At 46.9% G+C, this 25,793-nt stretch carries 23 protein-coding genes; 15 read left to right on the top strand and 8 right to left on the bottom strand.

Features of this window, described 5'->3' with window-relative positions; genetic code table 11:
* Positions 1-10 precede the first annotated feature (10 nt).
* Genes VC159_RS02120 through proC form a run of 5 tightly spaced genes read left to right on the top strand, consistent with a single transcriptional unit; the run spans position 11 to position 5,520 of the window.
* On the top strand, positions 11-1,501 hold the full coding sequence (locus tag VC159_RS02120) for an FAD-linked oxidase C-terminal domain-containing protein (RefSeq protein WP_323473548.1): 1,491 nt from the start codon (positions 11-13) through the stop codon (positions 1,499-1,501).
* The gene (glcE, locus tag VC159_RS02115) at positions 1,501-2,646 is read left to right on the top strand and encodes a glycolate oxidase subunit GlcE (protein WP_323472562.1); all 1,146 of its coding nucleotides are present in this window, start codon (positions 1,501-1,503) and stop codon (positions 2,644-2,646) included. The genes VC159_RS02120 and glcE overlap by 1 nt, the downstream gene beginning before the upstream one ends.
* Positions 2,647-2,654: 8 nt before the next feature.
* Positions 2,655-3,932 carry a glycolate oxidase subunit GlcF gene (glcF, locus tag VC159_RS02110; RefSeq protein WP_323472561.1) on the top strand — a complete coding sequence of 426 codons (1,278 nt, stop codon included), beginning with the start codon at positions 2,655-2,657 and terminating at the stop codon, positions 3,930-3,932.
* Positions 3,929-4,654, top strand: a complete 726-nt coding sequence (locus VC159_RS02105) for a YggS family pyridoxal phosphate-dependent enzyme (RefSeq protein WP_323472560.1) — start codon at positions 3,929-3,931, stop codon at positions 4,652-4,654. Before glcF ends, VC159_RS02105 begins: the two co-directional genes overlap by 4 nt.
* Positions 4,651-5,520, top strand: a complete 870-nt coding sequence (gene proC, locus VC159_RS02100) for a pyrroline-5-carboxylate reductase (RefSeq protein ID WP_323472559.1) — start codon at positions 4,651-4,653, stop codon at positions 5,518-5,520. The genes VC159_RS02105 and proC overlap by 4 nt, the downstream gene beginning before the upstream one ends.
* Positions 5,521-5,538: 18 nt before the next feature.
* Here the strand turns inward: proC and ubiA are convergent, their stop codons facing one another.
* Both ubiA and recG read right to left on the bottom strand, forming a co-directional pair.
* Complete coding sequence (gene ubiA / locus VC159_RS02095) at positions 5,539-6,402, bottom strand: 4-hydroxybenzoate octaprenyltransferase (RefSeq protein WP_323472558.1); 864 nt, start codon at positions 6,400-6,402, stop codon at positions 5,539-5,541.
* A 10-nt stretch (positions 6,403-6,412) separates the two neighbouring features.
* The gene (gene recG, locus VC159_RS02090) at positions 6,413-8,476 is read right to left on the bottom strand and encodes an ATP-dependent DNA helicase RecG (RefSeq protein ID WP_323472557.1); all 2,064 of its coding nucleotides are present in this window, start codon (positions 8,474-8,476) and stop codon (positions 6,413-6,415) included.
* Between the two features lie 30 nt (positions 8,477-8,506).
* Between recG and queA the strand changes: the two genes are divergently transcribed.
* From queA to secF, 5 genes are all read left to right on the top strand, one after another.
* Positions 8,507-9,553 (top strand): tRNA preQ1(34) S-adenosylmethionine ribosyltransferase-isomerase QueA, encoded by a 1,047-nt coding sequence (queA, locus tag VC159_RS02085; protein ID WP_323472556.1) that lies wholly within the window; start codon positions 8,507-8,509, stop codon positions 9,551-9,553.
* The gene (gene tgt / locus VC159_RS02080) at positions 9,550-10,707 is read left to right on the top strand and encodes a tRNA guanosine(34) transglycosylase Tgt (RefSeq protein ID WP_072582910.1); all 1,158 of its coding nucleotides are present in this window, start codon (positions 9,550-9,552) and stop codon (positions 10,705-10,707) included. The genes queA and tgt overlap by 4 nt, the downstream gene beginning before the upstream one ends.
* 134 nt (positions 10,708-10,841) lie before the next feature.
* The gene (gene yajC / locus VC159_RS02075) at positions 10,842-11,168 is read left to right on the top strand and encodes a preprotein translocase subunit YajC (RefSeq protein WP_215320955.1); all 327 of its coding nucleotides are present in this window, start codon (positions 10,842-10,844) and stop codon (positions 11,166-11,168) included.
* Positions 11,169-11,193: 25 nt separating this feature from the next.
* Positions 11,194-13,053, top strand: a complete 1,860-nt coding sequence (gene secD / locus VC159_RS02070; protein WP_323472555.1) for a protein translocase subunit SecD — start codon at positions 11,194-11,196, stop codon at positions 13,051-13,053.
* A 3-nt stretch (positions 13,054-13,056) separates the two neighbouring features.
* Positions 13,057-14,031 (top strand): protein translocase subunit SecF, encoded by a 975-nt coding sequence (gene secF / locus VC159_RS02065; protein WP_323472554.1) that lies wholly within the window; start codon positions 13,057-13,059, stop codon positions 14,029-14,031.
* A 15-nt stretch (positions 14,032-14,046) separates the two neighbouring features.
* Here secF and VC159_RS02060 read toward each other — a convergent pair whose 3' ends face one another.
* Positions 14,047-15,402: a 3-deoxy-D-manno-octulosonic acid transferase gene (locus VC159_RS02060; protein ID WP_323472553.1), complete on the bottom strand. Its 1,356-nt coding sequence runs from the start codon at positions 15,400-15,402 to the stop codon at positions 14,047-14,049.
* A complete protein-coding gene (purB, locus tag VC159_RS02055; RefSeq protein ID WP_323472552.1) occupies positions 15,399-16,778 on the bottom strand; it encodes an adenylosuccinate lyase in 1,380 nt (459 codons plus the stop codon). The genes VC159_RS02060 and purB overlap by 4 nt, the downstream gene beginning before the upstream one ends.
* A 95-nt stretch (positions 16,779-16,873) precedes the next feature.
* Between purB and VC159_RS02050 the strand changes: the two genes are divergently transcribed.
* Positions 16,874-17,488 (top strand): glutathione S-transferase N-terminal domain-containing protein, encoded by a 615-nt coding sequence (locus VC159_RS02050; RefSeq protein WP_216243703.1) that lies wholly within the window; start codon positions 16,874-16,876, stop codon positions 17,486-17,488.
* Positions 17,489-17,562: 74 nt separating this feature from the next.
* On the opposite strand, the gene mnmA is transcribed toward VC159_RS02050, so the two are convergent.
* On the bottom strand, positions 17,563-18,675 hold the full coding sequence (gene mnmA / locus VC159_RS02045) for a tRNA 2-thiouridine(34) synthase MnmA (protein ID WP_323472551.1): 1,113 nt from the start codon (positions 18,673-18,675) through the stop codon (positions 17,563-17,565).
* Positions 18,676-18,851: 176 nt separating this feature from the next.
* On the opposite strand from mnmA, the gene VC159_RS02040 reads away from it, so the two are divergent.
* The 4 genes from VC159_RS02040 to VC159_RS02025 all read left to right on the top strand — a co-directional run bounded on the left by VC159_RS02040 (position 18,852) and on the right by VC159_RS02025 (position 22,640).
* Positions 18,852-19,982 (top strand): Re/Si-specific NAD(P)(+) transhydrogenase subunit alpha, encoded by a 1,131-nt coding sequence (locus VC159_RS02040; RefSeq protein ID WP_323472550.1) that lies wholly within the window; start codon positions 18,852-18,854, stop codon positions 19,980-19,982.
* Between the two features lie 24 nt (positions 19,983-20,006).
* Positions 20,007-20,345: a proton-translocating transhydrogenase family protein gene (locus VC159_RS02035; RefSeq protein WP_011903634.1), complete on the top strand. Its 339-nt coding sequence runs from the start codon at positions 20,007-20,009 to the stop codon at positions 20,343-20,345.
* 33 nt (positions 20,346-20,378) lie between these two features.
* Positions 20,379-21,746, top strand: coding sequence for an NAD(P)(+) transhydrogenase (Re/Si-specific) subunit beta (locus VC159_RS02030; RefSeq protein WP_072582794.1), 1,368 nt, complete (start codon positions 20,379-20,381; stop codon positions 21,744-21,746).
* 102 nt (positions 21,747-21,848) lie between these two features.
* Positions 21,849-22,640, top strand: a complete 792-nt coding sequence (locus VC159_RS02025; RefSeq protein ID WP_215358586.1) for a hypothetical protein — start codon at positions 21,849-21,851, stop codon at positions 22,638-22,640.
* A gap of 15 nt (positions 22,641-22,655) precedes the next feature.
* Here VC159_RS02025 and VC159_RS02020 read toward each other — a convergent pair whose 3' ends face one another.
* The 3 genes from VC159_RS02020 to VC159_RS02010 all read right to left on the bottom strand — a co-directional run bounded on the left by VC159_RS02020 (position 22,656) and on the right by VC159_RS02010 (position 25,480).
* Positions 22,656-23,390: a hypothetical protein gene (locus VC159_RS02020; RefSeq protein WP_215358587.1), complete on the bottom strand. Its 735-nt coding sequence runs from the start codon at positions 23,388-23,390 to the stop codon at positions 22,656-22,658.
* A gap of 121 nt (positions 23,391-23,511) precedes the next feature.
* Complete coding sequence (groL, locus tag VC159_RS02015) at positions 23,512-25,161, bottom strand: chaperonin GroEL (protein ID WP_072582791.1); 1,650 nt, start codon at positions 25,159-25,161, stop codon at positions 23,512-23,514.
* A 28-nt stretch (positions 25,162-25,189) separates the two neighbouring features.
* On the bottom strand, positions 25,190-25,480 hold the full coding sequence (locus tag VC159_RS02010) for a co-chaperone GroES (RefSeq protein ID WP_072582790.1): 291 nt from the start codon (positions 25,478-25,480) through the stop codon (positions 25,190-25,192).
* Positions 25,481-25,793: the final 313 nt, after the last annotated feature.

The following is a 25,793-nucleotide window of genomic DNA, read 5'->3' as shown; positions in this document are numbered from 1 at the left end:
TCTTATGAATATGGTGACCCCACCCCCCGAATTAGCCGCTATTAGCGCCCTTCAGTCCAAATTGGTTGCAGCCTTGCGCCCAATCCTGCCGGAACATGCCCTTCTATGGGAGCCAGAAGACACCATTCCCTATGAATGTGATGGTCTAGCCGCCTACCGTCGGATGCCTTTGGCAGTAGCTCTGCCAGAAACAGAAGAGCAAGTTGCCCAAATTTTGAAGATTTGCTATGCAATGCAAATCCCCGTAGTGCCTCGCGGATCAGGAACCGGTCTCTCGGGTGGCGCAATGCCTCTTTCTCAGGGATTGGTTCTGTCATTAGCCAAACTCAAGAAAATTATCAGCATTGATCCCTTTACCCGTACTGCAGTCGTTCAACCTGGCGTGCGCAATCTTGCTATTTCTGAAGCAGTTGCCCATCTTGGCTTGTATTACGCTCCGGATCCCTCCTCTCAGATTGCTTGTTCGATTGGTGGCAACGTCAATGAAAACTCGGGTGGCGTGCACTGTCTTAAATACGGACTCACTCTGCATAACGTTCTGCGTGTGCGCGGAATACTCATGAACGGTGAGATTGTTGAATTTGGGGGCTTAGCACCAGATGCGCCTGGACTCGATCTACTCGCCATCATGATGGGTAGTGAAGGCATGCTCGCTGTAGTTACTGAAGTCACGGTCAAGTTAGTAGCGAAACCAAAATTGGCTCGCGTCATCATGGCAAGTTTTGATGACATCGAAAAGGGTGGTAACGCAGTTGCTGCCATCATTGCAGCCGGCATCATTCCTGCTGGCTTGGAGATGATGGACAAAGCTACCACTCGCGCCGTAGAAGAATTTGTGCATGCAGGTTATGACTTAGAAGCTGCAGCTATTTTGCTCTGCGAGTCTGATGGCACTCCAGAAGAAGTTGCCGAAGAAATTGACCGCATGACCAAAGTGCTTGAAGAAGCTGGTGCAAGCGGAATACAGATTTCTAAAGATGAAGGTGAACGCTTACAGTTTTGGAGTGGCCGGAAGAACGCATTCCCAGCCGCAGGCCGCTTGGCCCCAGACTACTATTGCATGGATGGCACCATTCCTCGTCGCCATATTGCTACGCTCCTCAAGCGCATTCAGGGTATGGAAGAAAAGTATGGTCTTGGATGTTTAAACGTATTCCATGCGGGTGACGGCAATATGCATCCTCTGATTTTGTTTAATGGTGCCGACCAAGAAGAATGGCATCGCGCAGAAGAATTCGGCACTGAAATCCTAGAAGCCTGTGTAGAACTCGGTGGCACGATCACTGGTGAGCATGGTGTTGGCATTGAAAAAATTAATTCGATGTGCGTGCAGTTTGGTGAAGGTGAGCGTGAATCTTTCTGGGGTGTGAAGAGTGCTTTTGATCCAGAAAAATTACTCAATCCAGATAAAGCTATTCCGACTTTGAGTCGCTGCGCAGAATATGGTCGTATGCGCATTAGCGGCGGCCAATTGCCTCACCCAGAATTGGAGCGTTTCTGATGATTCACTCCGATCCAAAAATCAATGCATTCCGCGAGCAAATTCTCAATGCAGCTAAGAATAAAACCCCGCTCTCGATTGAGGGCGGCGGTACAAAATCTTGGTACGGCAATCCAAATGGCTATACCAAACTAGACACACGTGGCTACTCAGGAATTTTGGAATACCAACCAGAAGAATTGGTCATCACTGCTTGTGCCGGAACTCCGCTAAAAGAAATTGAATCCGCTCTCAAAGAAAAGAATCAAGTGCTTGCTTTTGAACCCCCGCACTTTGGTGAAAATGCAACCTTTGGCGGGGCAATTGCCGCCGGCCTTGCTGGTCCAGGACGCATCACTGTGGGTAACTTCCGTGACTTTGTATTGGGCGCTCGCATTATTGATGGCAAAGGCCAAGATCTTTCCTTTGGCGGTAAGGTCATGAAGAACGTAGCGGGATATGACGTCTCTCGTTTGTTGCCTGGCTCCTTGGGAACCCTTGCTCTTTTGTTAGAAGCATCAGTCAAGGTGCTACCTAAACCTGCTGCGACCGCAACCTTACGTTGTCAGATCTCTCAAGAGAAAGCCCTCAAGATCTTGAATGAATGGGCGGGACAGCCATTACCTCTATCTGCAAGCTGTTGGATTGGTTCATCTAAAGGTGGAGATGGGGAGTTAACTTTCCGTCTCGCTGGTGCAGCAGCTGCTGTAAAGGCTGCAATTCCCCTGATGAGTTCTGTAGTGATGGCTACTGAGGTCAAAGAAGATATAGCTGAACATTTCTGGAATGATTTGCGTGAGCAAAAACTTTCTGCATTTGCCAATCTAGGTGCTGATCAAACACTTTATCGTTTGGCACTACCTGCAGCCTGCGGGCCAGTTACTATCACTGGCGCCTCAGATGAAATTGTTCTGGAGTGGCATGGTCAACAACGCTGGTTGAAAGCGCCTGGCGATGAGGCCACCTTTAAAGCCATCAAGGCCATTGCTAATTCCCATGGGGGACATGCAACTCGCTTTAGACAGGGTGCAAATGTAGACCCTAGCCACCAGCGTTTTACCTTGCTATCCGAGCAAGCTCACTCCTTTGCCCTTGAGGCAGTGCAAGAACGCCTGAGATCAGCTTTTGATCCTTCAGGTGTATTCGCCACTAAACGTCTTCCATAAGCCTTTCTATGCAAACTCAACTCGCTCCTCAATTTGCCAACACGCCGGAAGGTATCGAGGCAGCCCGCATTCTGGGCAAATGTGTTCACTGTGGTTTTTGTACGGCCACCTGCCCTACCTATCAAATACTAGGCGATGAGTTAGATGGGCCTCGCGGACGCATCTATCTAATTAAGCAGATCGCCGAAGGGCAGGCACCCACTGAAAAGACTCGCTTGCATTTAGATCGCTGTTTAACATGTCGCAATTGCGAGAGTACTTGCCCGAGCGGTGTTCAATACGGCAACTTAATAGACATAGGTCGCAAGTGGGCAGAAGACAATACGCCTGAGCGCCCAATCGGCCAACGCTTGACCCGTTGGGCCCTAAAAGAAGGTTTAACTAAGCCCGCTTTATTTAATACAGCAATGACTCTAGGTCGTTTAGTACGCCCATTGATGCCAAGCGGTATCAAACGCAAGATCCCACTGACTGTAAATAAAGCATTGGCTAATTCCACCGATGCTTATGCAAGACCCACTGCAGCTCATCAGCGCAAAATGGTTTTGCTAGAGGGTTGTGTTCAGCCTGGCATGCTCCCGAATATCAATTCAGCAACAGCGCGTGTGCTTAACGCGTTAAAGATTCAAATGATTAGTGCGCCCAATGCCACTTGCTGCGGAGCACTACGCTATCACCTTAATGATCAAGCTGGCGGTTTAGATAATGCCAAGCAAAATATTGATGCGTGGTGGCCTTTGGTTGAAAGTGGCGTGGAAGCCATTGTCATGACGGCATCTGGTTGTGGTGTGATGGTCAAAGACTACGGCCACCTGTTTGCAAATGATCCCGTCTATGCAGCCAAAGCGAAGAAGATTTCAGAGCTGACCAAAGATATTTCGGAAATACTGCCTTCCTTACAAAATGAGCTGGTGCAGCTGGTAGGTACAGATCCAAAACCAGGCGTCGTATATCACCCACCCTGCACCCTGCAACATGGCCAACAAATTCGCGGCAAGGTTGAGGGATTGCTTTCTAGTATCGGTATTGGCGTGCGTTTATGCGCTGACAGCCATCTTTGCTGCGGATCTGCAGGCACTTACTCCGTTACTCAACCAGAGCTCTCTGAGCAACTTCGTAAAAACAAGTTAACTCACTTAAACGCTGCCTGCGAGGAATCTGGTGCAGAGGTTATTGTTTCTGGAAACATTGGCTGCATCACCCATCTGCAGCAAGAAGATACCCCAGTTGTGCATTGGATTGAAATCGTAGATCAATTACTTAGCAAATCTTCTAAGGCCTCATGAATTCCATTGTTGTTAATCTGATGCAAGTCAGAGCGAGGATTGAACTTGCTGCCCTTGCAGCAAAGCGTGAGCCGGAAGATATTGAACTTTTAGCCGTTAGCAAAACCTTTCCAGCTTCTGCAGTTGAAGAAGCTATGCATGCTGGTCAATCAGCCTTTGGTGAAAACTATGTGCAAGAGGCCGTTGAAAAAATTGAGAAGTTAGCCAAATTGCGCCCTTGGTTGACCTGGCATTTCATTGGCCCTTTGCAGAGCAATAAAACCAGGGAAGTAGCGCAACACTTCGATTGGGTTCATAGTGTGGACCGCCTCAAAATTGCAGAGCGCCTATCCGCTCAACGCGGCGAGTTTCCAGACTTACCGCCATTGATGGTTTGCGTACAAATCAATGTTAGCGAGGAAGAGAGCAAAAGCGGCATTTCCCTGGTTGAAGTTGAAGAGCTCTGTAACGCTATTACCTCCCTGCCAAACGTAGTTCTGCGGGGCTTGATGGCTATTCCCGCACCTAATCCAGACCCCGTCTTGCAACGCCAGGCTTTTGCAGCCGTACAAGATTGTTTCAAGCGCATACAGGCCAGCCATTTCACTGAACTTGGTTACCAGTTCTTTGACACCCTTTCGATGGGTATGTCCGATGATTTAGAGGCCGCTATCGCTGAAGGCAGCACTGTAGTTCGCGTTGGTACAGCCATTTTCGGGAAGCGCGATAAGATTAACAAATGAGCACAAACAAAATCGCACAAAACAATAGCAATGCACACATCACCTTTATTGGTGGTGGCAATATGGGGCGCGCCCTCATTAGCGGCCTTCTTGCTAATGGATTCGAATCCAATCAAATCTCCGTTGTAGAAGCAAATGCTACAACCGCCCTCAAGCTACACGAAGATTTTGGCGTTCAAGGCATTAGCGCTTTAGAACATATCGCTTTTGACTTCTCTAAAAATAATGTGCTTGTCATGGCGATCAAACCCCAAGACTTCAATGTCGTTGCCAAAGGTTTGGCAACTAAACTTAAGCATGCTAGCGCTCCCGGCCCGCTCATTCTGAGCATCGCTGCCGGCATTCGCCTAAAAGATATGAGTCGCTGGCTTGATCACACGCGCTGTGTGCGCGCTATGCCCAATACTCCAGCCTTAATTGGCAAAGGGATTACCGGTCTTTTTGCAGATGCTGCTGTAGATCAATCTGATCGTACCTTAGCTGAAACTATTTGTAATGCGGTAGGCCAAACCGTTTGGGTAAAAGAAGAAAAATTGATGGATGCAGTAACTGCTGTTTCTGGTAGTGGCCCAGCCTATGTCTTTGCATTTTTAGAAGCCATGCAATCTGCTGGAGAGAAGCTCGGTCTTGACTCAGAGACAGCGCGCAAGCTGGCTTATGCCACTCTTGAAGGCGCTACACAGCTCGCCCATAACTCTGATGAGCATGCTGGTGTTCTCCGCGAAAGAGTTACTTCCAAAGGTGGAACCACTGCTGCTGCTCTAGATGTCATGAAACAACAAGGTTGGCATGAAATTTTAGAAAAAGCGATTGATGCAGCCAGTCAGCGTGGCAAGACTATGGGCGATGAACTCGGTCAGAGTTAAGCCATTGCCCATTACGGCCTAGTTAACTGTTAGGCCCAACACAATTCCTAGAAATAAAAATCCGCCTAACCAGTTGTTATGGCGGAATGCTTTAAAGCAATTTTCTCTATTGCGAGTTGAAACCAACTTCAAGTGATAGATCGCACAAGCCAATGCTGCGAACCAACCCACTAAAAAATAATTGCTTAAGTTAGCCAATTGCGCCACCCATAACTGACTCAGAAAAAGCATCCCGTAGCTTATTGCTATAGCGACGACATCGTACTGACCAAAAGTAATGGCCGATGTTCTCAATCCTAGGCGTAGATCATCATCGCGATCAACCATGGCATAGGCGGTGTCATAAGCAATCGCCCAAAAGATGTTCCCAATAAATAAGAACCAAGCCTCTAGGGGAATGAAATCCAAAATAGCCGCATATGCCATCGGAATACCAAAGCCAAAGGCAATGCCTAAGACAGCTTGAGGCATGGCAAAAAAGCGTTTAGTGAAGGGGTAGATAAAGGCCACTAGTAAAGCAAGTACGGACAGCTGCTTTGTAAATACATTCAGAGGCTGAATGAGCAAAAAGGCGAGTAGCGCCAAAACACCAGCTACAGCTACAGCCTCTTTGCCAGAGATTTTTCCACTCGTGATTGGGCGGCCTTGCGTCCGCTTAACATGCCGATCAAAATCTCGATCGGCATAGTCATTAATTGCACAACCCGCACTACGCATCAAAAATGTGCCAACAGTAAAGATCAACAAAATAGATAAATCAGGCAAACCACTGCTTGCCAACCAAAGAGCCCAGAGCGTAGGCCATAAGAGTAATAGCGTGCCAATCGGCTTATCTAGCCTGATTAGGTACCCGTAAGAAATAAAACGATCTTTTAAATTCATAAGGTAATTATCAGGCCTTAAGAAATTCAGCTCGAGATCCGAGCCAGCGTTCTAAATGACGCTCCACCAAATCTGCATGCTCAGCGAGTAAGCGCTCAGCCGCCTGTTGAGCCAACTCAATTAACCAGGCGTCGCGTTGCAAATCAACAAAGCGCAACATCGCATCCCCTGATTGCTTTGCACCCAATAATTCACCTGGACCACGCAGAGATAAATCTCGCTCGGCAATCACAAAACCATCCGAGGTCTCACGTAAAGTTTGTAGGCGCTCTTTGGCCGCCATTGAAAGTGGTTCGGCATACATCAAAATACAAACCGAATCCGCAGACCCCCTACCCACGCGCCCGCGTAATTGATGAATCTGAGCATAACCAAAACGCTCAGCATGCTCAATCACCATTAACGCCGCATTGGGTACATCTACCCCAACCTCAATTACCGTAGTAGCCACTAAAAGCTGAATCTCATTTGCCTTGAAGGCAGCCATGACTGCCGCTTTTTCTTCTGCTTTTAATCTGCCGTGTACCAAGCCAACCTTAAAGTCAGGTAAAGCCTGCGTCAGTTGCTCGAAGCTCTCAACTGCTGTTTGCAATTGCAGCACTTCAGACTCTTCAATGAGAGGGCAAACCCAGTACGCTTGCAACCCCTTAGACAGCCAACTTTGCAAACCACCAATGACCTCATCACGGCGACTGGCCTTAACTACCTTGGTAGCAATCGGTTTTCGGCCAGGAGGTAACTCATCGATGACAGAGACATCTAAGTCGGCATAGTAGGTCATCGCTAAAGTGCGTGGTATTGGTGTTGCTGACATCATCAGTTGATGGCAGTAAAACAATTCTGAGCCAACCCGTTGCTGAATCTCTAAACGCTGCCTCACTCCAAAGCGATGTTGCTCATCAATCACTGCGAGGCCAAGTTTGGCAAAGCTCACATTTTCTTGAATAAGAGCATGCGTACCAATAATGAGTTGGGCTTGCCCATTCTCGATCACTTCTTGCGCCAATCGTTTTTCTTTGGCTTTCAGACTCCCTGACAGCCAAGCGATTTTTACCCCCAAAGGTTCAAACCATTCTTTCATTTTGAGGTAGTGCTGCTCAGCCAAAATCTCCGTAGGCGCCATGATGGCAGCTTGATAGCCATGATCCATTGCCCGCGCTGCAGCCAAGGCGGCTACAACAGTCTTGCCGCTACCCACGTCCCCTTGTAGAAGGCGATTCATTGGGAATGATTTGGAAAGGTCATTACTAATTTCAGACCAAACGCGCTCTTGAGCATTAGTTAACTTAAAAGGCAGTACTTTCAGCAAACCCGCTTCAAGACTTTGTTTCTTTTCCCTCGGAAAGCTTGGTGCATGTCGCTCTCGACGAATGGCATGAGCTCGCTTTAAGGAAATTTGCTGAGCAAGGAGTTCCTCAAACTGCACTCGACGCCAAGCAGGATGAGTGCGCTCTAGCAATGCCTGAGTATTGGCATCAGCAGGCGGTTGATGCAAATAGGTAATCGCCGCTTGCAAGTTTGGCCAATCATGACTTGGTAGCAACTCTGCCATCAGTTTTTTGGGCAAGAACTCAGCCAAACTATCTTGTAGACTTGGTTCACGCAAGGCTTGTATCACTGCCTTACGAATAATTGTTTGCGAAACTCCAACGCTTGCCGGGTAAACCGGAGTCAAGCTAGCAGGCAAAGGCGCATCCAGTGCTACAGCCCTCACAGTAGGATGCACCATCTCTGGACCCTGAAAACCTTCCCGCACTTCACCCCTAACTCGAATATTGACCCCAACAGCCATTTGTTTTTGTTGACTAGGGTAGAAGTTCAGGAAACGGAGGTTTAAGGTTTGAGTTTCATCCTCGATAGTGACCACCATCTGCCTTCTGGGCCTAAATAAGACCTGATTGCGAATAACTACACCCTGGGTCTGGGCTGAGTTAAATCGACCCTGATGTATGGCCTCCTCGATCGTGAGTAGCTCGGTCTCATCCTCATAACGGGATGGCAAGTGCAAAGCAAGGGCCATAGGGCTGTCTAAACCCATCTTTTGGAGTGTGCTTGGCGCTTGTTTAGTAGTCATCGTTAAAATCTAATACCTGATGGTAATGCTATGCAACTCTCCGACTTTAATTACGAACTCCCACCCGAACTAATCGCCCAACATCCCTTGGCGAATAGAACCGATAGCCGCCTCTTAGAGGTCAAGGCTGATGGGCCAAATCACGTCCAATTGGTAGATCGACAGTTTAAGGACATTCTGCGCATTGTTCAGCCCGGGGACTTATTAGTCTTTAATGACACCAAGGTTATTCCTGCGCGCTTACACGGCAAAAAGGAGACTGGCGGGAATGTGGAGCTGCTCATTGAACGCATTAGCGGTGAAAAGCAGGCTTGGGTACAAATTAGAGCGTCCAAGGTACCTAAGACTGGAACCACTGTTCATATTCACAATCAGGCTGGCGAAACCTTTCCTGTAGAGATGATTGGGTATGACGGACGTTTTTACGAGGTGCGCTTTCCGGAGAATGTGTTTTCTTTGCTTGAGCGTTTTGGTGAGCTCCCATTGCCCCCCTATATTGAGCATCAACCGGACGGTGAAGATGCGCAGCGTTATCAAACGGTAGTAGCTAAAAATCCAGGGGCAGTAGCTGCCCCGACAGCAGGCTTACATTTTGATGAATCTATCTTGCAAGAACTTCAGAAATTAGGCATTCAACAAGCAGCCGTCACACTACATGTGGGAGCCGGGACATTCACGCCCGTTCGGGAAGAGGATCTTTCAAAACATAAGATGCATTACGAATGGTTCTCTATTCCCAGTGAGACATTAGAAGCTATTGAGGCCACCAAGAAAAACGGTGGAAGAGTTGTTGCGGTGGGCACTACCAGTCTGCGCGCCCTAGAGAGCCAGGCAGCCAGCGGACAAAGTAGCGGCGAGACCAATCTGTTTATTACCCCAGGCTATCAATTTAAAACGGTAGATTGTTTGTTAACCAACTTTCATCTGCCAAAATCTACCTTATTAATGTTGGTAAGCGCTTTTGCGGGATTGGAAAACATTCGCGCCGCTTATCAACATGCCATTCATCAGAAGTATCGTTTCTTCAGCTATGGAGATGCGATGTTTCTTTGTCGACTCGAGAATCCAAAGTTATGACCAAACCTGTTCACTTCAATATCCTGGCGCGCGACTCGCAAAGCCCAGCTCGTCTTGGTCAGCTTGACCTTCCACATGGCAGCGTGCAAACACCAATCTTCATGCCCGTGGGAACGTATGGCACTGTCAAGGCAATGACACCGCGTGATTTGAATGAAGCCAAGGCACAAATTATTTTGGGCAACACGTTTCATCTCTGGTTAAGACCAGGGTTAGATGTCATTAAAAAACATGGTGGCTTGCATCGTTTTATGGGTTGGGACAAACCGATCCTCACTGACTCTGGCGGCTTTCAGGTATTTAGTTTGGGCGCGCTGCGCAAGATCTCTGAAGAGGGCGTGACCTTTGCATCTCCAATTAATGGCGACAAATTATTTATGTCTCCAGAAGTGTCAATGGAAATTCAGGCGGTGCTCAATAGCGATATCGCGATGCAGTTTGATGAATGCACTCCTTATGAAATCAAAGGTCAACCTACCTCTGAAAAAACAGCGCGTGCATCACTAGAGATGTCTTTGCGCTGGGGCGATCGCTCTCTCAAGCGTTTTCGCGAACTGAATACAGGCAACGGACTCTTTGGCATTGTTCAAGGCGGCATGTTCGAGAATCTGCGTGAATTTTCTTTAGATGCCGTAAGCCAGCAAGGTTTTGATGGGATTGCTATTGGCGGCTTATCAGTTGGAGAGCCTAAACCCGAGTTTGAGCGGATTCTGAATTTCACTGCGCCAAAATTGCCAGAACATATGCCTCATTATTTAATGGGTGTTGGCACTCCAGAAGATCTGATATTGGGCGTTAGCCTAGGTATTGATATGTTCGATTGCGTGATGCCAACCCGTAACGCCCGCAATGGCTGGCTTTTTACCCGCTTTGGCGACCTCAAGCTCCGTAATTCTGGGTACAAGGACGATGATCGACCGGTAGACCCTACCTGTGCCTGCTATACCTGCCAAAACTTCACCAGATCCTACTTAAATCACCTCCAAAAGGCGAATGAGATCCTAGGGTCTCAGCTAAACACCATCCATAACCTGTCCTACTACCTCCAGCTGATGACTGAAGTCCGCGAGGCTCTGAGTAAAGACCGCTTTAGCGCCTATCGTGAGGAATTTCATAGCAATCGCCAGCGTGGTGTTGAGCCTGGACAGGACTAATAGCCCTACAGGGGGCAAAACCCCCTGTAAATCACCTCCAAAGCCCCACACAGTTTAGAATTGCGGGTTACGGCCATCGGTTTAAAGGTCGAAAAATATCGCAGTTTTTAATTGGTAATTAACGGAGGTTTTGTATGTGGATTAGTAACGCTTTTGCCCAAGCTCCTGCAGCGGGCGCAGATTCCAGTGGCTTGATGAGCTTTCTCCCTTTGATTTTGATGTTTGCAGTTTTGTACTTCATCATGATTCGCCCACAAATGAAGCGTCAAAAAGAAACTAAAGCAATGCTCGAGTCATTAGGCGTTGGCGATGAAGTTGTTACTGTTGGCGGCATCATGGGCAAAGTAACAGCATTAAAAGACCAAGTGGTTACCGTTGAAATTTCTGCTGGCACTGAAGTGCACATGCAAAAAGGTGCTATCACTACAGTGTTGCCAAAAGGCACTCTGAAGTCTGCTTAAATTTTTTGATTAAAAGTATCTCTATATGAATCGCTACCCTCTCTGGAAATATCTAGTCATTGCTGTTGCATTACTAATCGGCGGACTATATTCATTACCTAATTTCTATGGTGAGGCTCCAGCGGTTCAAGTCTCGTCTGCCAAACCAACCATCAAGGTTGATTTGGCAACGCAGTCTCGTGTCGAAAAAATTCTGGCAGCAGAAAACATTGGTAATACCGGCATCTTCTTTGAGGCCGCTGGCAATGTAGGCTCTATCAAAGTTCGCTTCAATAACACTGACATTCAGCTGCGTGCTCGCGATCTATTGCAACAAAAATTGAATGTAGATCAAAATGATCCTAACTACACTGTTGCCTTAAATCTACTCTCCAATACACCAGGCTGGTTAAGTGCAATCAACGCATTACCAATGCCACTGGGTCTGGATTTACGTGGCGGCGTTTACTTCCTCCTACAAGTGGATATGAAGGGCGCAGTTCAGAAAAAAGTAACTTCCTTGGCAGGCGATATTCGCAGTCAATTGCGTGACAAGAGCATTCGTCATCAAGGTATCGAGCGTGGCGCTGATTTCATATCAATCAATTTCGCCAATGTCGAAGATGCTGATAAAGCGCGCGCAGTACTGACAACGGGGCAACCTGAGCTCATTTGGTTAATCAAATCCAATGGCTCTTTACCTAAATTAGTGGGTGAATTTAAGCCGACTGCTTTAAAAGAAATTCAAGATAACGCTGTTAAGCAAAACATCATCACCCTGAATAAGCGTGTGAACGAATTAGCGGTTAAAGAGCCAGTGATTCAACAACAAGGTGCTGAGCGCATTGTGGTGCAGTTACCTGGCGTACAGGATACCGCTCGTGCCAAAGACATTATTGGTCGCACAGCAACTCTAGAGTCTCGCTTAGCTGACCCCTTGGTGTCTACCATCGGCTTGGGCGAAACTCCTCCTCCGGGCATGGATACATTCCGCTTTGGTGAAAATCGCTTGGGTGTCTTTAAAAAATCAGTGATCTTCAGTGGCGATCGCATTACCGATGCTAGCGCTGGCTTTGACCAAAACCAACGTCCCGCAGTAAATATCTCCCTAGATGCAGCTGGTGGGCGCGTCATGCAAGAAGTGACTCGCGAAAATATCGGCAAGCCGATGGGCATGATCTTGTTTGAAAAAGGTAAAGGTGAGGTACTCACTATCGCCACTATTCAAAGTGAGTTTGGCTCCAAGTTCCAGATCACTGGTCAGCCAACTACCGAGAGCGCTAATGATTTAGCCCTGCTCTTGCGCGCTGGATCATTAGCAGCGCCAATGGAAATCATTGAAGAACGCACTATCGGACCAAGCCTAGGTGCAGAAAATATTGAGAAGGGCTTTAAATCGCTCTTAATCGGCTTTACTGCGATCGCGATTTTCATGATGGCCTACTACTTATTGTTTGGCACTTTCTCTGTTGTCGCTTTGGCAGTCAACTTGCTCTTGCTCATCTCAGTGCTATCGATGTTGCAAGCCACCCTCACCTTGCCAGGCATCGCAGCGATGGCCTTAGCTTTGGGTATGGCGATTGACTCGAACGTGTTGATTAACGAGCGTATTCGTGAAGAGTTACGTAACGGAGCATCGCCACAAACAGCAATTTCTGTCGGCTTCGACAAAGCCTGGGCAACGATTCTGGACTCTAACGTAACGACTTTGATTGCTGGTCTAGCCTTATTGGCATTTGGATCAGGTCCTATCAAAGGCTTCGCAGTGGTTCACTGTTTAGGTATTCTGACTTCAATGTTCTCGGCTGTCTTCTTCTCACGTGGCCTTGTTAACCTCTGGTACGGCAGACATAAGAAGATTCAAAAACTCGCTATCGGCCAAGTTTGGCGCCCACAGGAGAAATAAGCCATGGAATTTTTCCGGATCAAAAAAGATATTCCTTTTATGCGCCATGCATTGGTGCTCAATGCGATTTCTTTAATTACTTTTTTAGCTGCAGTCTTTTTCCTCTGGCATAACGGCCTCCACCTCTCCATCGAATTTACTGGTGGTACGGTGATGGAAGTCAGCTACCCACAGACTGCGCCACTGGACTCTATTCGCGCTAAGGTTGAGAAGCTTGGCTATGCCGATACTCAGATTCAGAACTTTGGTAGTTCACGTGATGTGATGATTCGTCTGCCATTACAAAAAGATGCTGAAGGTAAGTTGATTTCTTCTGCCGACCAAAGTACAGCAGTCATGCAGGCACTGGAACCAGCAACCACCGGCGTGAAATTGCAACGCGTTGAGTTTGTTGGCCCACAAGTAGGTCAAGAGCTGGCTATTGATGGCTTAAAAGCACTTATCTTTGTGATCATTGGCATCGTGGTGTATCTATCCTTCCGCTTTGAGTGGAAGTTTGCGCTCGCTGGCATCATTGCGAACTTGCATGACGTTGTCATTATCTTGGGCTTCTTTGCCTTCTTCCAGTGGGAGTTTTCCCTTTCAGTGTTGGCAGCCGTTCTCGCAGTTCTAGGGTACTCAGTCAACGAATCCGTGGTGATCTTTGACCGTATTCGCGAGAACTTCCGCAAATACCGCAAGATGAATACCCGTGAAATCATTGATAACGCGATTACCAGCACCATTAGCCGCACGGTAATCACTCACGGCAGTACTGAGATGATGGTCCTAGCGATGCTGGTCTTTGGTGGTCCAACGCTCTTCTACTTTGCTTTAGCGCTGACCATTGGTATATTGTTTGGCATCTACTCTTCAGTCTTCGTGGCTGCAGCATTAGCTATGTGGCTTGGTGTTACACGCGAAGACTTAGTGAAGGGCGATAAAAAGCCTGATGATGATGCCCGCAAAGATGATCCCAACTACGGAGCGCGGGTCTAACTCAGTCTTTTTAGTTCAGCGTAAGTTTTGTTGATCAAGGGCAGCTAAGATTCTGTTAGTTGCACCTTGGTGCTCTGCTGCATAAGACTTAGCAGCTACACTCATCTTTGCCAACTCGGCAGTATTCAGAAGTAATTCTTTCAAAGATTCCATTAAGGCAATTGGCTCCGTTAAAAGCAATTCGCCATGAATGCGTTTAGCCGCACCACTATCAATCGCATCTAAGGCAGCCTGTTGAAAGTTATAGGTATGCTCACCCAAGAGAACAGGGCAGCCAGCTGCACAAGCCTCAATCAAGTTTTGGCCTCCAAAAGGCAGCAAGCTTCCACCCATTAGTACCAAGTCAGAGGCACTGTAATACATGGGCATCTCGCCCATGGAGTCGCCCAAAACAACATCCAACCCAGCACACTCACTCGGAATGTCAGCCCACTCGCTACGACGGCGAAACTTGAAGCTAGCATTGTTAATTTGATCTGCTACTTCTGCGAAGCGCTCGGGATGGCGAGGCACTAAACAAAGCAATGGAGAGGTTGCAAATGCATTGCTTAAGAGCAAATCTTTCCAAGCCTTCAGAATAATGACCTCTTCTCCATCGCGCGTACTCGCCGCACACACCATCAAACGATTTCCGGCATGCAGTTCCCGCTGCCATTCTTTGCCCTTAGCAAGCAATCGAGCATCAAGCGGAACATCAAATTTCAGATTGCCGGTAATGACAACATTTTTAACGCCTAAGCTACGGTAACGCCCTGCATCAAATTCAGTCTGCGCCAGAATCCCCGCAAAGGCTTGAAATAATGCGCGCCCTGCTTTACCAAATCGATCGATGCGACGGGCACTTCGCTCAGATAAACGGGCATTGACTAAAAATAGAGGTAAGCCAATTTCTTTGCAACGAAAGACCACTGTCGGCCAAGCTTCGGTTTCCATAAAGAGGCCAAACTTTGGTTTAAATGTCTTTAAGAAATGCTCTACAGACCAGCAGAGATCGTAGGGTAAATAGACTTGACGAATTTGCCCAGCAGCAATCTCTTTAGCAAATAACTGCTTGCCAGTGCGACGTCCATTCAATGTCATGTGGGTGAGCAAAACGGATTCGCCCTTAGCAAGATAAGCCTCAATCAATGTTTGAGTCGCCCGCGTCTCGCCTACCGATACTGCATGAATCCAAATAGATCCTTGAGCAATAGGCTTGCTGTAGCCAAAGCCTAATCGCTCAGGAATGTGATGAAGGTAGGAGAAGGCATGGCGTGCACGCCAAGCTAGACGAATAAAGGCCAACGGCAATAAAAGATGCCATAGCAATTGGTAAGCAGCAAACCAGATCCGGGGACGCGCCCCGTATTCTGAATTGGTAGTCAAACTCACTTTTTGAGACGTTCGGTCAATTCGACCGCCTTACCTAAGTAAGAAGATGGTGTCATCTCCAACAAACGTGCTTTTGCATCCTCAGGAATCTTCAAACCCCGAATAAAGGTTTGCAGGTCAGCTTGATTAATACCTTTGCCACGAGTCAATTCTTTTAATTGCTCATAAGGATTCTCGATGCCGTAACGACGCATCACCGTTTGCACTGGCTCAGCCAATACTTCCCAGCATGCGTCTAAATCAGCAGCAATGGCAGCATGGTTTACCTCTAATTTACCAAGCCCACGCAAGGCGCTGTCATAAGCCAATACGCTATGGCCAAATGCAGGGCCTAGATTGCGCAATACTGTTGAGTCAGTCAAGTCACGCTGCCAACGAGAGATTGGTAATTTTTCTGCAAGGTGGCGTAGCAATGCATTAGCAACACCCAAGTTACCTTCAGAGTTTTCAAAATCAATCGGGTTCACTTTATGCGGCATCGTCGATGAACCGATCTCGCCTGCTTTAGTGCGCTGCTTAAAGTAACCAACAGAGATGTAGGCCCAGAAGTCGCGATCCATATCCAAAAGAATCGTATTAGCGCGAGCAATCGCATCAAAGAGCTGAGCCATACCATCGTGTGGCTCAATTTGAATGGTGTAAGGATTGAACGTTAAACCTAGACGCCTCTCAACCACACTCTTGGAAAAATTTTCCCAATCAAAATCAGGATAGGCTGACATGTGAGCGTTGTAATTACCTACTGCGCCATTCATCTTGCCTAGCAAAGGGGCTGCAGCAATAGATTCGATCGCACGCTCTAAACGCTTGGCAATATTGGCAATCTCTTTACCCAAAGTGCTTGGGGAAGCTGGCTGGCCATGCGTGCGAGAGAGCAAAGGTACTTTAGCGTTCTTAATCGCGAGATCGGTCAATACTGAAAGTACTTTTCTGAGTTGGGGCAAGAGCACCTCATCGCGGGCACCACGCAACATTAAACCGTGAGAAGTATTGTTAATATCTTCTGATGTGCAGGCAAAGTGAATGAACTCACTTGCTTTCAACAAATCTGGTCGTCCAGCAACTTTTTCTTTTAAGAAGTATTCAACCGCTTTTACGTCGTGATTCGTTACTGCTTCGATATCTTTGATGCGCTGAGCATCTGCATCAGAAAAGTTTTCTGGGAGCGAAAGCAAAAAGGCTTCGTCAGCAGCATTAATTTTTGGGACATCAGGCAAGCCGGCAGCAGCCAAAGCCAAGAGCCAATGAATCTCCACAAAAACACGTTGGCGCATAAAAGCGGCCTCCGAAAGCCAGGGACGTAAAGCATCCAGTTTTCCGGCATAACGGCCATCTAGAGGTGAAAGGGCATTGAGGGTTGAAAGCGGCTGACTCACGAATATTGCCTTTGCATTGAATATGTCAATAAAAGCTGATTTTAATGCGTTCTGGAGTACAGCAAAGCCCAAATAGGATGGCTATACTTGAGCCCATGAAACTTATCGGATCCCTCACCAGCCCCTACGTACGTAAAGTACGCATTGTTTTTAACGAGAAAAAGGTCGATGTCGACCTCGAATTAGAGAATGTTTGGGCTGCAGACACCAAAATAGCCCTTACCAACCCCCTGGGGAAGGTTCCCTGCCTCATGGCTGACGATGGAGAGGCTATTTATGACTCCCGCGTCATTGCCGAATATGCCGATGGCCTCAGCCCAGTAAGCAAGCTCATTCCTGCCGATAACCGTGAGCGTGCCGCAGTAAAAACCTGGGAAGCGCTAGCAGACGGAATTGTCGACGCGAGTATTTTGGCTCGTCTAGAACTTACATGGCGCCCAACTGAACAACAAAGCCAGGCATGGGTAGATCGTCAAATGAGCAAAATTGATGTGGCGCTGCGTCACATGTCCGAGCAACTGGGTGGAAATGCCTGGTGTCATGGCAATCAACTAACTTTGGCAGATATCGCCGTAGGTTGCGCAATCGGATATTTATTATTTCGCTTTCCAGAAGTGAAATGGCAAACTCAATATCCAAATTTGGATCGTCTGTATCAAAAGTTATTGCAGCGACCTTCCTTTATTGAAACCGAACCACCGGCTGCTTAATTAACTTGCCGCTGAATAAAAAATGCCAATCAAAACTGATTGGCATTTTTGTATCGACTACTTGCTAATGAAGATTATGCAGAAATAATTCCACCACCCAAACAAATATCTCCGTCGTACAAGACGGCAGATTGTCCAGGAGTAACAGCCCACTGCGCCTCTGGAAAACTCAAATCAAAACTCAGCGCTTCATCACCAGCACTCAATGTACAAGCAGAGTCTGCCTGTCGATAACGTGTCTTAGCGGAATAATTTCCAGGTGTTGGTGCCGCGCCAGAAACCCAACTGGCATCCATAGCAGCAAGCTTGTGAGCCAATAGCCATGGGTGTTCGTGGCCTTGCGCTACATACAAGGTGTTATTAGGAACGTCCTTGCGCGCCACATACCAAGCGTCACCATTGCCATCTTGACTGCCGCCCAAACCAATACCCTTGCGCTGACCCAAGGTAAAGAAGGCTAAGCCCATATGCTCGCCAACCGTCTTACCTTCGGGAGTTTTAATCGGGCCAGGTACGCGCGGTAAATAGCGATTTAAGAATTCTCTAAAAGGACGTTCACCAATAAAGCAAATCCCGGTGGAGTCTTTCTTTTTAGCATTGTGCAAACCAATTTTCTCTGCAATTTTTCTGACTTCCGTTTTGGGAATCTCACCAAGAGGGAACATTACATTAGCTAATTGCTGCTGCGTTAGACGATGCAAGAAATAACTTTGATCTTTGCTGGCATCGACAGCTTTCAACAACTGCACCCTGCCACCCTCATGACGGACGCGCGCATAGTGACCTGTTGCAATAGCATCCGCACCCAAACTCATGGCGTGATCTAAGAAAGCTTTGAACTTAATTTCGGCGTTACATAAAACATCGGGGTTAGGTGTTCGCCCTGCGGCGTATTCACGCAAGAAATCAGCAAATACACGCTCACGATATTCGGCAGCAAAATTGACTGCTTCGACGTCGATTCCGATCATATCGGCGACTGAAACCACATCGAGCCAGTCCTGACGAGCAGAACAGTACTCATCGTTATCGTCATCTTCCCAATTTTTCATAAAAAGGCCAATAACTTCAAAGCCTTGCTCCTTGAGCATCCAGGCAGCAACCGACGAATCTACCCCTCCAGACATGCCAATAACGACTTTCTTGGGCTGAGAGGACGGGATTAAGGAAGAATTGAGCGGGATCATCAAAAAATGCGAAAATTCAATATAAGCTTACAGTCCATATTGTAGAAGTCTTAGCCTGATTTCACAGAATTTCAGGCAAAAACCAAGCAAGAGGACTTAGGAGTAAGTAAATAGGTGCAATTAGCCCTATTTAACTAAAATAGATTTTTTATAAATTTTGCTTTTGGAGACATGCCATGCGCATAGGAGTGCCACTGGAAACAAGGCCCGGGGAAACTCGAGTAGCCGCCACACCAGAAACCGTTAAAAAATTAATTGGTCAAGGTCATACCGTCGTTATTCAAAAAGACGCCGGAGTAAAAGCCAGTCAACCTGACTCTGCGTTCGAAGCTGTCGGCGCAAGCATTGGTAGCGCTGCAGATGCATTAGGTGCTGAGATTGTGCTCAAAGTACGCGCGCCTGAAGCGGCTGAACTCAAGCAAATTAAATCTGGTGCTGTGCTCTTGGGCATGCTCGATCCGTTTGATAACGACATGATTGCAGCCATGGCTGCGCAAGGCGTTACCGCATTTTCTTTAGAGGCTGCGCCACGCACAACTCGTGCACAAAGCATGGATGTTTTATCTTCACAGGCAAATATTGCTGGTTACAAAGCAGTGTTGGTTGCCGCAAATGAGTATCAACGCTTCATGCCGATGTTGATGACTGCCGCAGGAACTGTGAAAGCAGCTCGCATATTGATCTTGGGTGCTGGTGTTGCAGGCTTGCAAGCAATCGCTACAGCAAAACGCCTTGGCGCTGTAATTGAAGCATCTGATGTGCGTCCAGCCGCTAAAGAACAAATTGAATCATTGGGCGCCAAGTTTGTTGACGTTCCTTATGAAACTGATGAAGAGCGTGAGATCGCCCAAGGAGTTGGTGGCTATGCTCGCCCAATGCCTGAAGCTTGGATGAAGCGTCAAGCAGCCTTGGTTGCAGAGCGCGCTCAACAAGCCGACATCGTAATTACCACTGCATTGATCCCGGGGCGTAAGCCACCTGTTCTTTTGCATAGCGATACTGTTGCCAATATGAAGCCAGGCTCGATCGTAATTGACCTAGCTGCAGGCAAAGGTGATAACGGTTCAGGTAACTGCCCGTTAACGCAAGCAGATAAAGTAATTGATGTGAATGGTGTGAAAATTGTTGGCTACACCAACTTAGCTAGCATGGTTGCAGCAGATGCTTCTGCACTGTACTCACGTAACTTGCTCGATTTCATGAAACTCATTGTGGATAAAGAAGCCAATTTAGTTATCCCAAGTGATGATGACATCGTTACTGCTTGCTTAATGTGTCGTGATGGTCAGGCCATCCGCAAAAACTAATAGTAAAAATACTAAGGAAACACTATGGATCTCGCTGCCTTTCAAAGCATCCTCACCGTTCAAAACATTACTGTGTTTGTATTGGCCATTTTTGTTGGCTATCACGTAGTTTGGAACGTTACGCCAGCATTGCATACGCCTTTAATGGCGGTGACCAATGCCATCTCCGGCATCATCATCGTTGGAGCATTGCTCCAAACTGAAGTTATCGGTGGCGATGAAATCACTCTCACCAGCATTATTGGTGCAGTAGCTGTATTCCTCGCGTCTATCAATATTTTTGGTGGCTTTATGGTCACCCGTCGCATGCTTGAAATGTTCAAGAAAAAAGCTCCTAAAGCTGATGCGGCTGGAACCAAATAAACCTAGAACAAGACCTATATAGAGACCAAAACTATGTCAAACATAACCGCCATTTCTTATCTCATTTCATCGGTGTTGTTCATCCTCGCTTTGCGTGGCTTGTCCTCACCAACTACTTCACGCCAAGGCAATACCTTCGGCATGATTGGCATGTTGTTAGCCGTTGTCACCACTTTCTTCATTCCCGACTTCAAGCCAGTCGTCTCGTTGATTGGTGTTGCGGTTGTGGCTGGCGCCATCATTGGCACGCTCGCTGCTAAGCGCGTGCAAATGACCAAGATGCCTGAGTTGGTTGCTTTGATGCACTCCTTCGTAGGTTTATCGGCCGTATTAATTGCGATTGCTGCTGTATTTAATCCAGCGCATGACCATACTGGCGCACAGAAGATTGAACTTTTCATTGGCGCGTTTATTGGTGCCATTACCTTTACCGCATCTGTCATTGCATTTGGTAAGTTATCCGGCAAAGTCAGTGGTAAGCCAGTTACTTTCGCTGGTCAACATTTGCTGAATTTGATTTTGGCTGTCTCAATGGTTGGTGCTGGTATTGCTTATTACATGGGTGATAGCCACGCAGCTTTCTTGGCAATGTGTGCAGTTGCTTTGGTATTGGGCGTGACATTGATCATCCCTATCGGTGGCGCTGATATGCCAGTGGTTGTATCAATGCTGAACAGTTATTCTGGTTGGGCAGCGGCTGGCATTGGCTTCACCTTAAACAACCCAGTGTTGATTATTGCGGGTGCTTGCGTAGGCTCATCTGGTGCGATTCTGTCTTACATCATGTGTAAGGCGATGAACCGTTCCATTCTGGCTGTTTTGCTCGGCGGCTTTGGCGCCGAAGCTGCTGCCGGCGGTGCTGATGATGGCGGCCCTAAGAATTACAAAACAGGTTCACCAGAAGATGCTGCCTTCCTTATGGAAAATGCTGATACCGTGATCATTGTTCCTGGATATGGCTTAGCAGTGGCTCGCGCTCAACATGCCCTCAAAGAATTGACTGAAAAGTTGACTCATCATGGCGTGACGGTGAAGTACGCGATTCACCCAGTAGCAGGTCGTATGCCTGGTCATATGAACGTACTGTTGGCTGAAGCTGAAGTTCCATACGATCAAGTATTTGAGATGGAAGACATCAACAGCGACTTTGGTCAGGCTGACGTAGTGCTGGTACTTGGCGCTAACGACGTGGTTAACCCAGCGGCACGCACTCCAGGTAGCCCAATTTTTGGTATGCCAATCTTGGAAGCATTTAAAGCCAAAACTATCATCGTGAACAAGCGCTCTATGGCAGCTGGTTATGCCGGCCTAGATAACGAGCTCTTCTATATGGATAAGACCATGATGGTCTTCGGTGATGCGAAGAAGGTGGTTGAAGAGATGGTTAAGGCTGTTGAATAAGCCTGAGTCAAGAATCATCAAATAAAAAACCGCCTTCGGGCGGTTTTTTATTACACTAAACAAACTCCTTAACTTAGCTGCACCACATTACGAGAATTTGCCATGCCAAATTTCATTGGGAATCATCTCAATTTTGTTAAATATGCGCCTTTAATATTTTTTGTCTCTATCCTGACATTCTTATTAATGGGTTGGCTCTTCGGAAAATACCGCCTACGTACCTCAAATCAGGTAATTGTTCGAGATTCTTTGGCAACCGCTATCTTTGGATTATCGGCATTGGTTCTCGGTTTTACATTCTCGGGTGCAAATGATCATTTTGATAAACGCGTCAGCCTCATGCGCGCCCAAGCGGACGCCATTACCCAAATCTACCAATCTAGCAAGTACCTCTCCCTAAAAGATCAAGTTGAAGTACGAAACTCACTTAAAGAAATTCTTGAAGACCGTCTTGAGTTATATCAAGAGGTCAATACATTCACTGACCTGAATGCAAATATAGCTCGTCTAGGCAACAAGTTAAATGAATTTAATGAATTAATGATGTTGAGCATTCCTCGCGCACCAATTGGTAATAGAGAATTAGCGGAAAAAATATTAAGACCTCAAACTGATCGCCTCATGGAAGTTTTACGTGATGGCATGTTAAATGCTAGACATCATCCCCCACCAATTCTTGACCGCTTCTTATTTGCCCTACTATCGATTGGTGCGCTTTTAAGCGGCTATGCCATGGCAGTTAAGAATGAAGAGGATTGGTTTTTAACTGCCCTTTACCTAGGATTGATGGGATTCGCGCTTTATGTGATCTTTGCCCTAGAGTTTCCAAATCAACTATTCCCATACGAATCTTTCAACGCAGACTTATTGCGAACACAAAAACTATTTCAATAATCCGCTGATGAAGGTCTAACGTCTTTGATAGCTATTGGATAAATTGTCTTGCAGTACATAGGCAATACCATTGGCTACCAAAGAAAGATCTTGATCGAGTACCCGGCTTCGGTAAGTCCAGCCAGCAGGCAATTTCAACTGCTCACCCAATACCGGGAGATCTTTCATATTGAGGGCAGGATTGACGATTTGTGAATAAGACTGCATCACATAAACATCACCTCCAGGAGAGGTGAGTTCATATACAGCGCTACCAACTCGATAAATAAAATTAGTAGTACGGGTAATTTCATTGGGGGTGTATTGTTTGCTACCCATCAATTGCTTGAGCAAGCTCAACTGGATAGTTGCCCGTAAATTCATCTCGATGCCACCAAAAGATTCTTTTACGTCATTGACAGTAGTTCCTGCCGCTTGTATTTCATCCATAGTCCAATAGCGAGGGCCATTTAACAAAACAAATGAGGCATCGAAAGTCTTTTCAATAGGCTCTTTGGTTAAAGTCTTCCACTGGGCTTCAGGGCAAAGATTAAGCCCTTGTGTATTAAATACCTTTACTTCCAAATTGAGCCAAGCTCGCTTGCCTACCAGAACTTCGCAATAACGCTGATTACGTAGATTTGAGACGCTTTTCTGAAATACTGGCTGAGAGTCAGCTGATTGAGCGATTGAAGTCCCGCTAAGAAGGGTGGAGCTCAGTAAGAGTAAACCCGCTGAAATGAGGAGAGTTGCTTGATTGCGACCAGTCATCTTGATGCCCGTTCCAGTGGTAATGTTGGGTACAGCTTACTCCTATAAATAAAAAGCGCCTGGTCTTTTGAACCAGGCGCTCTTATTTCTACAGCCAGATGGCTGAGGAAAGTAACGGCTATTACATCATGCCACCCATTCCACCCATACCACCCATGCCGCCCATATCAGGCATACCACCAGCAGATTCATCTTTTGGTGCTTCGGAGATCGCGCAATCGGTTGTCAACAACAAGCCAGCAACAGAAGCAGCATTTACTAATGCAGTTTTTGTTACCTTAGTTGGGTCGATAACACCTTGTGCAACGAGGTCGCCGTATTCACCAGTAGCTGCGTTGTAGCCGTTATTGCCTGTACTTGCTTGTACTGCATTAACAACCACACCAGCGTCTTCACCAGCGTTGCTAACGATCGTACGCAATGGCTCTTGCATAGCGCGCAATACGATGCTGATACCAGCGTCTTGATCGGCGTTATCGCCCTTCAAGCCCTTGATACCTTGCATTGCACGAATCAATGCTACGCCACCACCAGGAACAATGCCTTCTTCAACAGCTGCACGGGTAGCGTGTAATGCGTCGTCAACACGAGCCTTCTTCTCTTTCATCTCTACTTCAGTAGCAGCACCAACACGAATCACTGCAACACCGCCAGCCAGCTTGGCTACACGCTCTTGCAATTTTTCTTTGTCGTAGTCACTAGTCGCTTCTTCGATCTGAACACGAATGTTCTTAACGCGAGCTTCAATCGCTTTAGCATCGCCAGCACCGTCAATAATGATGGTGTTTTCTTTGCCTACTTCGATACGCTTTGCTTGACCTAAGTGCTCAAGAGTTGTTTTCTCGAGTGTGAGGCCGATTTCTTCAGCAATTACTGTGCCGCCAGTCAAGATCGCGATGTCTTCTAACATGGCTTTACGACGGTCACCGAAACCAGGAGCCTTAACAGCGCAAGTCTTGATGATGCCGCGGATGTTGTTCACCACTAAAGTTGCCAAAGCTTCGCCTTCAACATCTTCTGCAATGATCAACAATGGACGACCAGACTTCGCTACTTGCTCAAGAACTGGGAGCAAATCACGGATGTTGGCAATCTTCTTATCAAACAAGAGAACGTATGGGCTTTCCAATACGGCAACTTGTTTTTCTGGTTGATTGATGAAGTATGGAGAGAGGTAACCACGGTCAAACTGCATACCTTCAACTACTTCAAGCTCGTCTTCCAAAGACTTGCCATCTTCAACAGTAATAACACCTTCTTTACCTACTTTTTCCATTGCTTCTGCAATGCGCTGACCAATACTGTGGTCGCTGTTTGCAGAAATAGAACCTACTTGAGCGATTTCTTTAGTAGTGGTGCAAGGCTTGCTGATTTTTGCAAGTTCTTGGATAGCAGCTGCAACAGCTTTGTCGATACCGCGCTTCAAGTCCATTGGGTTGTGGCCTGAAACAACATACTTCATGCCTTCGCGAACGATAGACTGAGCCAATACAGTAGCGGTAGTTGTACCGTCACCAGCGATGTCAGCAGTTTTGGAAGCAACTTCCTTAACCATCTGCGCGCCCATGTTCTGGAGCTTATCTTTGAGTTCGATTTCTTTTGCTACGGATACACCGTCTTTAGTGATAGTTGGTCCACCGAATGAACGCTCAATCACCACATTGCGACCTTTTGGTCCCAAAGTTGTTTTCACTGCATTAGCAAGAATGTTTACGCCTTCGACCATCTTGGTACGGGCGCTATCTCCAAATACAACGTCTTTTGCTGCCATGATTAAATTCCTCTCTTAGATACCGAAATTACTTCTGTACAACAGCCATGATGTCGTCTTCACGCATCACGATGAGTTCTTCGCTGTCAACTTTGACTGTTTGACCTGCATATTTGCCAAACAACACACGGTCGCCTACTTTGACGTCAGGTGCGTTTAATTTGCCGCTGTCATCGCGCTTGCCTGGTCCTACTGCCAATACTTCACCTTGATCAGGCTTTTCTGCAGCAGCGTCAGGAATGATGATTCCGGAAGCAGTTTTTGATTCTTGATCTAAACGCTTGATGATTACGCGATCATGTAAGGGACGCAAATTCATCTCTTCTCCTATGTTAGTAAGTGTTAACTATTTAAATAAACTATATAAATCAATGCTTTATGATCTCTTCACACGGAAGCCAAGGGTTATTTAGGTATAAATCGCCTCTTTAGCACTCGCATGTAGGGAGTGCTGATTATATAGGTCTGATTCCCTGGATTTCAAGGGCGGATCACCATAAATTCTTTAAGGATTTAGCCTATTTTTATAATAGGGACAGGCTGGTAGGTCAATTCCTACAGATAAATCAGCCTAAAGCCCTTACCGCTCCAATCCGTCCTGCCTAGACTGGATAGTCACCGATTGGAGAATG

It is taken from the genome of Polynucleobacter sp. JS-JIR-II-c23, assembly GCF_035011225.1.
Lineage (GTDB): Bacteria > Pseudomonadota > Gammaproteobacteria > Burkholderiales > Burkholderiaceae > Polynucleobacter.
Note: the sequence above shows the minus strand (reverse complement) of the source record. Positions and strands in the feature narration are given on the sequence as shown.

Coding starts and splice junctions, on each gene's coding strand:
- VC159_RS02030 (WP_072582794.1), top strand. CDS start 20,379: ATGTCAAACATAACCGCCATTTCTTATCTCATTTCATCGGTGTTGTTC.
- VC159_RS02050 (WP_216243703.1), top strand. CDS start 16,874: ATGAAACTTATCGGATCCCTCACCAGCCCCTACGTACGTAAAGTACGC.
- queA (WP_323472556.1), top strand. CDS start 8,507: ATGCAACTCTCCGACTTTAATTACGAACTCCCACCCGAACTAATCGCC.
- groL (WP_072582791.1), bottom strand. CDS start 25,161: ATGGCAGCAAAAGACGTTGTATTTGGAGATAGCGCCCGTACCAAGATG.
- glcF (WP_323472561.1), top strand. CDS start 2,655: ATGCAAACTCAACTCGCTCCTCAATTTGCCAACACGCCGGAAGGTATC.
- secD (WP_323472555.1), top strand. CDS start 11,194: ATGAATCGCTACCCTCTCTGGAAATATCTAGTCATTGCTGTTGCATTA.
- recG (WP_323472557.1), bottom strand. CDS start 8,476: ATGACTACTAAACAAGCGCCAAGCACACTCCAAAAGATGGGTTTAGAC.
- VC159_RS02040 (WP_323472550.1), top strand. CDS start 18,852: ATGCGCATAGGAGTGCCACTGGAAACAAGGCCCGGGGAAACTCGAGTA.
- ubiA (WP_323472558.1), bottom strand. CDS start 6,402: ATGAATTTAAAAGATCGTTTTATTTCTTACGGGTACCTAATCAGGCTA.
- VC159_RS02010 (WP_072582790.1), bottom strand. CDS start 25,480: ATGAATTTGCGTCCCTTACATGATCGCGTAATCATCAAGCGTTTAGAT.
- VC159_RS02020 (WP_215358587.1), bottom strand. CDS start 23,390: ATGACTGGTCGCAATCAAGCAACTCTCCTCATTTCAGCGGGTTTACTC.
- VC159_RS02025 (WP_215358586.1), top strand. CDS start 21,849: ATGCCAAATTTCATTGGGAATCATCTCAATTTTGTTAAATATGCGCCT.
- tgt (WP_072582910.1), top strand. CDS start 9,550: ATGACCAAACCTGTTCACTTCAATATCCTGGCGCGCGACTCGCAAAGC.
- VC159_RS02035 (WP_011903634.1), top strand. CDS start 20,007: ATGGATCTCGCTGCCTTTCAAAGCATCCTCACCGTTCAAAACATTACT.
- proC (WP_323472559.1), top strand. CDS start 4,651: ATGAGCACAAACAAAATCGCACAAAACAATAGCAATGCACACATCACC.
- yajC (WP_215320955.1), top strand. CDS start 10,842: ATGTGGATTAGTAACGCTTTTGCCCAAGCTCCTGCAGCGGGCGCAGAT.
- VC159_RS02105 (WP_323472560.1), top strand. CDS start 3,929: ATGAATTCCATTGTTGTTAATCTGATGCAAGTCAGAGCGAGGATTGAA.
- VC159_RS02120 (WP_323473548.1), top strand. CDS start 11: ATGGTGACCCCACCCCCCGAATTAGCCGCTATTAGCGCCCTTCAGTCC.
- secF (WP_323472554.1), top strand. CDS start 13,057: ATGGAATTTTTCCGGATCAAAAAAGATATTCCTTTTATGCGCCATGCA.
- mnmA (WP_323472551.1), bottom strand. CDS start 18,675: ATGATCCCGCTCAATTCTTCCTTAATCCCGTCCTCTCAGCCCAAGAAA.
- glcE (WP_323472562.1), top strand. CDS start 1,501: ATGATTCACTCCGATCCAAAAATCAATGCATTCCGCGAGCAAATTCTC.